This window comes from Bartonella sp. TT121SHDZB (genome assembly GCF_042193415.1).
Lineage (GTDB): Bacteria > Pseudomonadota > Alphaproteobacteria > Rhizobiales > Rhizobiaceae > Bartonella.
The window spans coordinates 34,047-44,484 of sequence record NZ_JBHILR010000013.1 but is presented as its reverse complement, the minus strand read 5'-3'; the positions used below and the strand labels follow the sequence as shown (position 1 = coordinate 44,484).

The window sequence follows — 10,438 nt, the reverse complement described above, 5'->3', positions numbered from 1 at the left end:
CCCCAAAGCGGCTCCCCTAAGCTTCCCTCCCAAGAATGAAAGCATAAGGTGCACCATTGTCACCACAATGAAAAACCCCTTGGGCCATCATTGTGGGCTCTTTTCAATCCTGCCATTGCACGACGGCAAAATCATAGCAGAGATATTCTTCCGCCAAATTTTTTGCCATAGACTGAGCGTCTTTCTGCGATATGAAAAGGATAGCATTGTGTTTTTGTGGTTCGAGTCTGATTAAATTTCGTGTATTTCCAGCATAATAAAGTGGAAATCCTCGATAAGAAGTCTTAAGATAACTTGGCATGTTTACCACCAATAATCTGTCAAGACATCACATGGGCGTAAACGATGCTGTTTTTCATAAGAGCCATAGAGATTATCTTCATAAGCGCACGCCATTCTTTCATTTAAACAAACATGATAAGCTTCACTATTTAAAATGAAGGGCTGCAATTGAGTATTTTCTTCATTTATTTCATGATTTTCGACATAAAAATCAGCGATTTGTTCAGCAACATCTTCCGCATGAGAAGTTGTCAGATCGAGTCGTAAAACTCTATAAACAGTTTCATATTCCTCAATCAGTTCGAGCACTTCTTCGATTTCGTCGATAGGTCCTTCATAAGTAGCAGAATTTTCGTCTTCGCAAAGAATGATAATAATTTCATCCTCTTTAATGAATGGAATATTTTTCATGATTTTCCCCCTTTAGACAGTTGATAAAGCCTAGCTTTGTCTTGACAAGGCCAAATATAGCATTAGTCTTATATCCTCTATAGGAGAGATGTCAATCATTTTATCCTCCATAAAAGATATATTTTAAATCTTTACGGGGTTCAAATGACATATGTAGCTAAAAACCCATTCTTCTTTGTTCCCCTCATGTCCTTTTATTGTTCTCTATTTGTTCTTAATCAATTTGCAATTATAAACACACAGGAGAGATAAAATGAGTGATATAATATTAATAGAATACTGGAGTCGTCTTGATTCAAAAACACAAAAGGAGATTATTTTGAAGCTTCGTCAACGGGTCGCCGCAAAAGAGTCAAAATTGCCTGTCTCTCTTCCGGAGAGAGTTTTGAAATAAGCTCTATAAATTCTTTGTCTTGAAGACTAGCATCCTTACCGTAAAGAATATAATTCATACTGATATCAATTTCGTGACAAATTTGCGAAAGAGATTCGATTGTTGGATCTTTTCCTTCAGAAAGGATAGAATGAAGGTATCCCGCGCCTTTACCGGCAGCGAGAGAGATAGATCTTTTTGATCGCCCACTTTTTTCCAAAGCGGTCTTTAATCTTTGACGCCAACCATCGATATTCATAATTTCACCATATAGCGCGTCTTTTTAAAAAAACACGTCCTTTTTATAAAACGGGCTTGCATTATCCTCTAAAAAGGATAAAATTAAGGAAATGAATTTTACTTTTTAGGGAGGAAGAATTTTTTATTTTGGGCTCATAAAAACACTTTAATCACCCTATAGGATACAAATGAATTTTATTTTTAGGGAGGAGAAATTTTTTATTTTGGGCTCATAAAAACACTTTAATCACCCTATAGGATACAAAAAACCACCTCGAAAAGCAGATATCCCAAAGCTGATACATTGAGAATGTGTTGTTCTCTGTTATTTTTTCCATTTAAGCAATCTCAAAACGTAAGTTTGCATATTCTTCCAGCACACCCTCTCATAGAGAAGCCCCTAATTGTCATCAAACAGAGCCAAGATCCACACCAGCTAAATCGTTGTTTGTGTTTTTATCACCAATGAAAATGCATAAAAAAGAAGAAAGTAGATTTCAGTATGAAATACGCTAATCGACAAGAAACTCCTCATTATGAATCATCTAGACTTCCATATGTTTGTTGGTATCAAAATGATTTTCTAGGAGGAGTCCGTGGGATGCGAGCACATGAAATTGGAATCTATACGATTCTTCTCAATGAAATGTATGCCCGTGGCCGACCTTTAGAAATATCGAAAGAACGTTTAGCGCGTCTTTGTGGTTGTGACAAGCGAACTTTTGTTAATGTTTTAGAGATGCTCATTCAAGAGGGCAAGATTTTAAATTTAGCCAATGGGTTATGGAACAAGCGTTGCGAAAATATTTTTCAAGAGCGAGAAAAACTGCTTGAACAAAAATCCTTTGCGGGACGTTCTTCGGCAAAAAAACGCAAGAAAATCAATACTGAGATTCAACAACTGCTTAACGAGCGCACAAAAGATGGTGAACAAAGCTCAGAAGCTCAAAAGGCAGAAGAAGAAGAAAAGGAAACACCTTACGGTGTTTTAGAAAAGAAAATTTTGTTTGATGAGACAAAAGCTTGTTTTTCCTGCGAAGAGAGTTTTGAACAAAGCGATCACCCATCACCCTCATCGGCTCTTGATTCACCTCTCTCTTTGCCTGCGCAAGCAGAAACGGCGCAAAAAAGCGCCCCCTCTTTAAACGCTCCCCAAGCCGAGTTCACTCCCGCCCCTATCGCACAAATTGTCACAGGGCACAAAACAAAATCCGCCACCACTCTCCCACAGGTTACTCTCCCACCCCCCACTTTCTCTACCTCCATCTCGCCTTTCAGCAACAAAAAAACCACAGCCTCAGTTGCCAAAGGGCACCGTCTTCCTGAACATTGGCAAGCAGACATCAAGGCGGCAGTTTCAGAAGGTTTGAGTGAAAGCCAAGCCCATTGGCAAGCCAAGAAGTTTCGCGACTATTGGCAAGCCAAGAGCGGCAAAGAAGCACTCAAAGTAGACTGGCAAGCCACGTGGCGCAACTGGTTTCGCCGTGAGATTGAGCGGCAAGAACAGCAAAAACAGAGGGGTTCCTCATCTTTCCTCTCTGAGAACAACGACACCCTTTACCGCAGTTTGATCAACTATAGCGACAATTTTTGACATCACAGGAACAACGTATTTTTCAAGCACGCGCGGGGATAAAAATGCTTCAAAGCCACAACAGCAACAGCATCGGACAAAACAACACAGAACAAAACAAAGGGCGGCAAAACAACACTTGGATAGGCGATTCACACAGCAAAACGCGTCAACATCGACCATTTTTCTCTCATCACAAAAGCGTTTTCCCCACACAAGGCCCCCCATAGGCACCCCAACACACCCCTCCAACACACACTCCAACAGGACCTTCCAGCATGCACCACCCCCTCACAGGCATATCCGGTTCCCTTCTTGCATCCCCTCCTTTCCCGCCTTCTTCCTTTCTCCCCCTCCTCCTTTCTCCAAGGCGCCACTTTCCATGCTCTTGGCAAGCAGACATCAAGGCGGCAGTTTCAGAAGGTTTGAGTGAGAGTCAAGCCCATTGGCAAGCCAAGAAGTTTCGCGACTATTGGCAAGAAAAGAGCAGCAAAGAAGCACACAAAGTAGACTAGCAAGCCCCATAGCACCACGGATTTCACCATATGATCAAACGAAGAGAACAGCAAAATAGAGTTCTCACCTCCCACATCTGAAAAAACAACAATATATTCACCAGACGAATGACCATGAGCACAATTTTTGAAATCAAACAAAAACTTATTTCACAAGCAGATAGAATAGCAGAAATGCTTCTTCCCCAAGGGCACAAACGAGGCAACAATTGGATTGTAGGTAACACACGTGGCGAGACAGGTCAAAGTTTATCGATTTGCTTGAGTGGTAGTAAAGCAGGACTTTGGTATGATTTTGCAGAAGGCACTGGAGGAGATCTTTTAGACCTTTGGTGTGAAGTCAAAGGCATTAGCCTCTCTCAAGCCTTAGAAGAAGCACGCGCGACTCTCAATCTGACACGCGCCAAACCCTTTATGGCGCCCCATCGTTCCTATCGCCGTCCACCGGTCCCTACAGAGCAGAGCCCGCAGAATCTTGTAAAAGCCTATCTCCACAAAGAGCGCCACATACCTTTAGAGATTATACAGCGTTACCGCATAGGAGAAGATGGCGAAAAAATCATTTTTCCCTTTTATAAACCCGATGGCACCCTTGCTTTAGTTAAAGAACGGCTTGCGCAAGCGGGAGCAAAAACAAAACCTACAGCAGCACACTGTGAACCGATTTTATTTGGTTGGCAAGCCCTTTGCTCCACAAACCACACCGCCACGCACACATCCCAGCACGCACCCTCAACCAACCACGCCGCCACGCACGCACCCTCAACCAACCACGCCGCCACGCACACATCCCAGCAGGCGCCCCAGCAGGCACCTCAGCAGGCGCCCTCAACCAACCACGCCGCCACGCACACACCCCAGCAGGCGCCCCAACAGGCACCCCAGCAGGCGCCATCAACCAACCACGCCGCCACGCAGGCACCCCAGCACGCACCCTCAACCAACCACACCGCCACGCAGGCACCCACGCACGCGTCCCAACAGGCGCCATTCCCCATTTTTTCTTCAACAAACCGTACCATTGTCATCACTGAAGGAGAAATTGATGCGCTATCCTTAGCCGCCTATGGATATCCGGCGGTTTCTGTTCCCTTTGGAGGAGGCAGTGGAGGAAAGCACAATTGGATTGAAAATGAATTTGATCATTTAGAAGCTTTTGAAACGATTTTTTTAGCCACCGATATGGATCCGCCCGGAGAAGAAGCAGCCCGTGAGATTGCCAGCAGGCTTGGACGCCACCGTTGCTACCGTGTCCGTTTACCCCTTAAAGATGCCAATGACTGTTTAACCGCAGGGATTGATAAAGCCACCATAAAAGCCGCCTTTTCCTCAGCACAAAGCTTTGCCCCAGAAGGTTTACGGCGCGCTTCAGACTATAAAGATCAAGTGATTGGGCTTTTTTGGCCAGAGCCTGAAAAACATCTTGGTTATACGGTTCCCTATCCTAAACTGAAGGACAAATTGCATTTCCGCCCAGCAGAATTAACGCTCTGGAGTGGTGCGAGTGGTGCAGGTAAAAGCCAATTGTTATCAGACTGTATTCCCCATTGGATTGCACAAAACAGTCGGCTTTGCTTAGCGTCTCTAGAAATGAAAGGAGAACAATCGCTCCGCCGTTTAACCAAACAAACGGGCGGCTTAGAACAGCCTACAAAAGAAACGATTGAACGGATTCTTCATTTTTTAGACGAAGGGCTTATTCTTTATGAACATGTTGGCAAATCGAGCGTTGACACCTTGCTTGAAGTCTTTGACTATTGCCGTGCGCGCTATGGCTGCGATCAATTTATCATCGACAGTTTGATGCGGCTTGGCATTGCCTCTGATGATTATGCAAAACAAGAACAAGCCGTTTATAAAATGGTTGATTGGGCTGTTTTAAACAGTGTGCACATTCACCTTGTCGCCCATGCCCGCAAAAGCGGTCTGGATAAAGATATCCCCAGCACAGAAGACATTAAAGGCGCCTCAGAGATTGGCGCCAATGCCTTTAACATCATCACCATTTGGCGCAATAGACCGTTGGAAGATAAAATCTTTGCCGCCTCTCTCGCACAAGAAAAAGCAGATTTAGCCAAACGCCCAGGTGTCATTATGAATATTGCCAAACAACGTTCTGGTGATTTTGAAGGCAAAATAGGGCTTTGGTTTGATCCCCAAACTTATCGCTATCGCTGTTCTTTTGAACAATCATTCCCTCGACGTTATCTGTAATGCCCTATAAACCCCACTCTCTTTAAAAACGCCTCCGCTTTCAAACGCGCACGTCTTGCTCCCACAGAAACAACAGGAAGGATCAATCCACAAATGATGAAAAACACCCAATCCTTCGCAAACCAAAGCCTGCTCAACCCTAGATTCTCTGCTCCCAAAGGCAAACAAAAAAAGGTCGCTCCAACAACGGCGCAAAACACCACCCCCTTCAATAACCACAAACAACGCGTCACCACCCCATCTCGCCGCCCCCTCATATGCAAAATCAAGAACCACTCCAACAGTGCAGCAAACACGATCCCTATCAAGGACAGGAGTCCCCATGGTATGTCCATACTCTCCATCCCCCAAAGAGCTAAAAAAAGAACGACTCCTAAAATGCAATAAAACAGCACTTCCTTCAAAAAGAGAGAAACACCAAAAATGCAATAAAACGCCGCCCGCCACCACGGAATATCGAAGCGCTTGGAAACCTTATAAGTACCAATAACGACAACAATAAAAAGGTAGGAAAACACCAACAACAGCAAAAAAAAAACAAATCGTTCGACATCACATACCCCTCACAGCAAGCCCATTAAAGATCACACCCATGAAAAAGAAAAACACACCCTACTTTAAGAACCAAGCCCATAGAACACGTGCACGCCTTACACCCTGATAAATCAAAGGAGAAAAAAATCCAACAATAAAGGGCAACACCCTCTCATTCGAGAACCAAAGCCAGCTCAACCCTAGATTCTCTGCTCCCAGACGAGTAAAAAAAAGGAGAGTACCAAAAATGCAGAAAAACAGCACAAAATTCAAAGCACGCAACGACCTCTGTAGCACCGTATCACTTTGCTCGCGTATAAAGAACCCCAAGAGCACTTTCAACAATAAAGACAAGAGCAAAACCTTTAAGAATACCGCCCTTATGCTATCCATATCTCTGACGCCCACAGCAGCAAACCACAGGATAAAGCCCATCATGCAACAAAACATGACCGCCTTTAAGAACACTTGCCCCGCCACAGGCATACTCTTGACGCCCAGATGCACCAAACCAAGGACAGTTGCAAAAATGCAAGAAAACACCGCCCCCTTTAAGAGCAGCTCCCCGTCAACAGCGCGCCTGCCCACGCCCACATAAACAAAACCAAGATAGGTAGCAAGGGCGCCATAAAGCACCACCCATCTCCAAAACATCCACCCTATAACCCCACGGCGCTTGGCAATCTTATCAAGAAAAACCAAAGCAACAGTAAAAAGCAGAAAAAACCAACAACAACAAAAGCCACAAACCCTGTGACATCAATCCCCCACAGGAAAAATTAAAGGAAAAAAAGACCCCTTCTTTTTAAGCACCCCCCCAACAGTACACGCACACACCGTACCCCCTCCAAAACAAACAAAGGAACAAATCCAACACTGCTCACAACCCCCCCATCGTTCAAGAACCCCCCATCGTTCAAGAACCAAAGCGTGCTCCAGCCCATATGCTTTACTCCCACATGTGCCAACCCAACGACAGTGCCAATAATGCAAGAAAACACCACCCACTTGAAGCACCACACCCCACGCGATATCCATTTACCCCGCACCCTCATAAGCAAAACCAAGGACAGCGCCAGCAATGCAACAAACACCGCTCCTATCACTAAAAATTCCCATGATATATCAAAACGCTTCGCTCCCTTATAAGCAAAGCCAAGAACCACTACAGCAATGGTGCAAAACACCACCCCCTTCAAAAACACGCCCCACGATACAGTTCTACTATTTGCTCCCACAACAATAAAACAAAGGACAGCGCCAGCAATACAAGAAAGCTCCACCCCCTGCCAAAACACCTCCCACGTAATAGCCGGTCGCCCCACATCTTCATAAGCAAAACCAAGGACCATGCCAACAACGCAGCAAAACGCCAGCCCCTTTAAAAACATGTCCCGCGCAACCACCATACGCCCCGCTCCTTCATAAGCAAAAATCAGAGACCGTGCCAAAATGAAGCTCAACAACACCATCTTGAGGAACAAACCCTTCGTTACACCCCGCCGCTGCATTACTTCATAACCCAACATAAGGAAAATACCGGGAATGCCATAAAACGCCACAGCCCGTAAAAATACGCCCCACGTCATCCCCAACGCCTTCATTTCCACATAAACAGCCACAGAGACATAGGCCACAATGCAGAAAAATACCAGTCTCTTCAAAGACAAAATACCGCGCAACATCATGCCACTCCCCCATCAAGTCATTCAAGGAAAATCCACCATGCGACAAAACACCCCTCTTTTCAAGAACCAAATCCATGGGGCTCCCACACACAAGCACAACAGTCCAAGTTCACCCCCAAGAGCGCATACCCACACGCACACTCCAACACATGTCTTCCTCTCATCCCCCTCTTTTGCCTAGAGCAAGCAACATTTTTTAAAAACGAGAATCAAAATTAAAATTTTTAAGGAGATGCTATGAGCCATCAACAGAAAAAAAATACGCAAGCCTGCCCACTTGACCATCAAGATAAAGGAAAGCACATTGGTCATTTAAAGGCGCAAGAAATCTCTGTAGAAACGCGTAATCCTTACTTTAAACCCAATCATCCAGAAAGTTCCAGCAACCCGCGCACGATTAAAGCCATTGCCAATGCACAAAGCTATCCCATTGCCCTTTTATATGCGAAAGGACATCTCAGCAAAGCCCAATATAAAGCAGCAGAACGTTTTTATTTTTACTGGCGTCAAAGCCAAGCCGATCTTCACATGAGCCTTGACTACACCCGTGAAAAAGTTTCCTGTAGCCAAGGGTACACACACCCCATTGAACGTCAAATAGAAGCCTCCAATCATTTAAGAACCATTAAAGTTCAACTGGGTATTCTTGGCTATTCACTGCTTGAGCGCGTTATCGGCCATGGACAAGCGATCAAAGAATTAAGTTCTTCAAAACGCAAACAAAACTCTCTTGCTGATCATTTACGAGATTGTTTAGACTTGCTCGCATTTCATTGGGGATATGCAAACCATAAACATTTTGAATAATCCCCCTCCCCATTCAGGGCAACATCCCATAAGGACCCCTCCAACAGTGCCACAAACCGCATCCCCCCCTCAAGAATAATTCCCACGCTACCCCCATCCTCCTTTCTCCTCCATACGCCAAACTAACGACATCCCCCCATAAAGCAGCAAAACGCTATTGCCTTCAAGAACACACCCCACGGTACAGCCCCGCTCCTGTATAACCAAAAACCAAGGAGAATTCTTAAATCCCACACCACTCAACATCCCCCCCCCTCAAAGGACAAAGATTTTTAACCCCATTTGATCTGCCAACAGTTCGGATACGAATCTCTCTTGGCTTTCCACGCCTGCGATTCACCTAAACTTAAGACGCTAGAGCCAAACCCTGACCATATATGCACCCCACGCCCTTACCAAAACACTTAAACATGTAAGGGAGGCTGCCTTCATATCTTCAAACCTCAAAGGACAGTGTTTTACGGCAGAACAGAATGACTTAGTCTTTGACGATTTATCGTATAACATTAACAAGTTGATATATAATGACAACAGAGAGAATATTATAAGAAACCCGAATATCGTAAGATTCTCTCATATTTAAATCTATTGTATGTTGAATCTAATCAAAACCATTCCCTTGTACGTTACAAGCGGAAGAAACGTATTGGAATAAAACACTTTCAAGATAAAGAATCACAATATCTCTTATAAAGACTCTCAAATTCCAAGGGCTTTCATCATATTATGCGCTAGAGTCGTATGATGATGTTAGCTGCTCTCTTATTAAATTGGATAGAAGAGATTATCCACTTCACAAGAATTTTCTCTGTTATCTCATTCACCAACATGAAATTCTTTAAAATAAGGACATCAATATGCAACACAAATATATTCTGTTTGGAACCTTCGATTTTACATTAGGCGCATAAACCCACGTGCCCCCCATAAGCCCCCCCAATATATACAACACTCTTTCTAAGATCTTCTCCCTTTCTAATATTTTCCAAGAATCCCAAAATTAATACGGCTTATTCTGTCATATTATAAAGCACTATTCTTTGAGGGCAGTATTGAAGCAGCTAAAATAATCGAAGTATTTAGCCAACGCCATTAGCCAAACAAAAAAACAAAGGTTAAACAAAAAACACCCTGTAGGACAACGCCTTACAAATCTTGTACGAACGAAAAAAACAAGAAAAAAACAAGAAAAAATCACAAAAATATCTTAATTCTCATAGAGTATTCAGTGTCTTTATAGAATTTAACGAACAACCCTTATCACACAATCACCTTAAATTCTTAAATATTGAGGATAAAAAATGAAAGCCCATAGCAAATACAACAACCGATTAATATAAGATATAAAAACAAGTCTTTTGGCTATTTCTCTTTAATTTATAGGATATGCCTTTCCCTATGGATGCACTCAAGCCCTTAATGAGTGCATCCTTCCCCTCAACGGATACCGCACAACCTTCAAAAGCGCAGTATCCAATCCATGTGAGGATGCACCCAAGCCCTTAATGAGTGCATCCTTCCCCTCAACGGATACCGCACAACCTTCAAAAGCGCAGTATCCAATCCATGTGAGGATGCACCCAAGCCCTTAATGAGTGCATCCTTCCCCTCAACGGATACCGCACAACCTTCAAAAGCGCAGTATCCAATCCATGTGAGGATGCACCCAAGCCCTTAATGAGTGCATCCTTCCCCTCAACGGATACCGCACAACCTTCAAAAGCGCAGTATCCAATCCATGTGAGGATGCACCCAAGCCCTTAATGAGTGCATCCTTCCCCTCAACGGATACCGCACAACC

The 10,438-nt window shown here is 43.9% G+C and carries 12 protein-coding genes; 5 read left to right on the top strand and 7 right to left on the bottom strand.

Annotation, left to right across the window (positions count from 1 at the left end; all coding sequences use genetic code 11):
• Window positions 1-103: 103 nt before the first annotated feature.
• From ACFIKI_RS07550 to ACFIKI_RS07540, 3 genes are all read right to left on the bottom strand, one after another.
• Window positions 104-301 (bottom strand): hypothetical protein, encoded by a 198-nt coding sequence (locus ACFIKI_RS07550; RefSeq protein WP_375666613.1) that lies wholly within the window; start codon window positions 299-301, stop codon window positions 104-106.
• A gap of 2 nt (window positions 302-303) precedes the next feature.
• Window positions 304-693, bottom strand: coding sequence for a hypothetical protein (locus ACFIKI_RS07545; protein WP_375666612.1), 390 nt, complete (start codon window positions 691-693; stop codon window positions 304-306).
• Between the two features lie 314 nt (window positions 694-1,007).
• Entirely contained in the window at window positions 1,008-1,325 is a 318-nt protein-coding gene (locus tag ACFIKI_RS07540; protein ID WP_375666610.1) for an XRE family transcriptional regulator, read from the bottom strand.
• Window positions 1,326-1,808: 483 nt separating this feature from the next.
• Here ACFIKI_RS07540 and ACFIKI_RS07535 point away from each other — a divergent pair, with 483 nt between their 5' ends.
• The 4 genes from ACFIKI_RS07535 (at window position 1,809) to ACFIKI_RS07520 (ending at window position 5,608) form a co-directional block, all read left to right on the top strand.
• Entirely contained in the window at window positions 1,809-2,900 is a 1,092-nt protein-coding gene (locus tag ACFIKI_RS07535) for a DUF1376 domain-containing protein (RefSeq protein ID WP_375666609.1), read from the top strand.
• Entirely contained in the window at window positions 2,897-3,109 is a 213-nt protein-coding gene (locus ACFIKI_RS07530; RefSeq protein WP_375666608.1) for a hypothetical protein, read from the top strand. Before ACFIKI_RS07535 ends, ACFIKI_RS07530 begins: the two co-directional genes overlap by 4 nt.
• 48 nt (window positions 3,110-3,157) lie before the next feature.
• Complete coding sequence (locus tag ACFIKI_RS07525) at window positions 3,158-3,394, top strand: hypothetical protein (protein WP_375666616.1); 237 nt, start codon at window positions 3,158-3,160, stop codon at window positions 3,392-3,394.
• 114 nt (window positions 3,395-3,508) lie between these two features.
• A complete protein-coding gene (locus ACFIKI_RS07520; RefSeq protein ID WP_375666607.1) occupies window positions 3,509-5,608 on the top strand; it encodes a toprim domain-containing protein in 2,100 nt (699 codons plus the stop codon).
• Here ACFIKI_RS07520 and ACFIKI_RS07515 read toward each other — a convergent pair.
• From ACFIKI_RS07515 to ACFIKI_RS07505, 3 genes are all read right to left on the bottom strand, one after another.
• Window positions 5,599-6,126 carry a hypothetical protein gene (locus tag ACFIKI_RS07515; RefSeq protein ID WP_375666606.1) on the bottom strand — a complete coding sequence of 176 codons (528 nt, stop codon included), beginning with the start codon at window positions 6,124-6,126 and terminating at the stop codon, window positions 5,599-5,601. The two genes, ACFIKI_RS07520 and ACFIKI_RS07515, sit on opposite strands and share 10 nt — an antisense overlap.
• Before the next feature lie 94 nt (window positions 6,127-6,220).
• Complete coding sequence (locus ACFIKI_RS07510) at window positions 6,221-6,796, bottom strand: hypothetical protein (protein ID WP_375666605.1); 576 nt, start codon at window positions 6,794-6,796, stop codon at window positions 6,221-6,223.
• Window positions 6,797-6,921: 125 nt separating this feature from the next.
• Window positions 6,922-7,830 (bottom strand): hypothetical protein, encoded by a 909-nt coding sequence (locus tag ACFIKI_RS07505; RefSeq protein WP_375666604.1) that lies wholly within the window; start codon window positions 7,828-7,830, stop codon window positions 6,922-6,924.
• 237 nt (window positions 7,831-8,067) lie between these two features.
• On the opposite strand from ACFIKI_RS07505, the gene ACFIKI_RS07500 reads away from it, so the two are divergent.
• Window positions 8,068-8,637, top strand: a complete 570-nt coding sequence (locus ACFIKI_RS07500) for a hypothetical protein (protein ID WP_375666603.1) — start codon at window positions 8,068-8,070, stop codon at window positions 8,635-8,637.
• A gap of 87 nt (window positions 8,638-8,724) precedes the next feature.
• Here ACFIKI_RS07500 and ACFIKI_RS07495 read toward each other — a convergent pair whose 3' ends face one another.
• A complete protein-coding gene (locus tag ACFIKI_RS07495) occupies window positions 8,725-8,883 on the bottom strand; it encodes a hypothetical protein (RefSeq protein ID WP_375666602.1) in 159 nt (52 codons plus the stop codon).
• Between the last annotated feature and the right edge of the window lie 1,555 nt (window positions 8,884-10,438).